Origin of the sequence: Streptosporangium sp. NPDC001681 (genome assembly GCF_040298085.1) — a bacterium.
Classification (GTDB): Bacteria; Actinomycetota; Actinomycetes; order Streptosporangiales; family Streptosporangiaceae; genus Streptosporangium.
Genome location: NZ_JBEOZN010000336.1, coordinates 1 through 1,034, shown reverse-complemented (window position 1 = coordinate 1,034; position 1,034 = coordinate 1). Strand labels below are relative to the sequence as shown.

1 protein-coding gene is annotated in these 1,034 nt (G+C 62.5%); it reads left to right on the top strand.

Annotated features, from left to right (window positions below; translation table 11 throughout):
- Positions 1-542: 542 nt before the first annotated feature.
- The gene (locus ABT130_RS47690) at positions 543-863 is read left to right on the top strand and encodes a hypothetical protein (protein ID WP_350966517.1); all 321 of its coding nucleotides are present in this window, start codon (positions 543-545) and stop codon (positions 861-863) included.
- Positions 864-1,034: the final 171 nt, after the last annotated feature.

The window sequence follows — 1,034 nt, the reverse complement described above, 5'->3', positions numbered from 1 at the left end:
CCCCTGGCTCTCGAAAATGTGCGAGTTCTCATTTCTCACGAATCACAGCGGGGCCCCGCGGTTTTCGAACCGCGGGGCCCTCGCCCATGTGCCCCACCTCCGGCACATCACCCTCCCCTCCCCGCGCCCACCTCCCCTCACCTCGACACCGACGCACCAGAGCGGCTCCTGCGGTGTCCCCCCGCGTTCACCGGATCCGACGGCAGAGCGTCCCAGAGACGACCTCGGAACCGCCCGGAAAGCCGGCGAGGGTTCCCCCACCGCACCCCGCCTCCCCCCTCGACAACACCCGGCATCCTTCCATCCCCAAAAGCACAAATGCGACATTAAGAACATTTCACTTGAAATCAATCAATAAGAGTTCAACATCAACCATAAAGAGATAAGAAGAGGGCAAAAGCCTTCGATCTCCGTTTGTCAGAAGACATACCAGGAAACCATGACAACCAGGGATGACTCATCATTGATCATCTCCAGCTTTTCCGATTTATCCGGGAAATGCAGAAAATCGGGGCAACCGATCCTTTCAAGGGGGAAACGCAATGCCCAAGTACAAGGGTGTCCTCGCAGGGCTCGCGATCAGCACGGCGCTGACCGGCGGAGTCGTCGGCATGGGCGCAGCGACCACCGTCACCAGCGCCAGCGCGGCGACCACCACGATCACCGCCGCCGCCTTCCCGACCTGCGGCGGCGGATGCAGGCGCGGCTGCGGCTGCTGCGGCGGCCGTTCACACTTCCGCCACAGCCACAGGCGTTTCAGGCTGATCATTAACAACCACAACAACAACGACAACCGCCTGGACAACTTCAACCGCAACGACCGCCTCGTGCCCGTTCTCGCCGAGCGCGAGGAAAGGGAGTAGCAGGCCTCCCGATCACCGGAGTCGCACCCCCGATCGGGGCGCGGCACGGCCAGAGGCCGAAACCACGCGGCCGGACCCGCGATTTGAAGCGGCTTCGGAACCGTAACGGAGCGACAGGGCACCGTATTCGCCACGATCACCGCTTCTCACCGAGAAGCAGCGACCGGACCT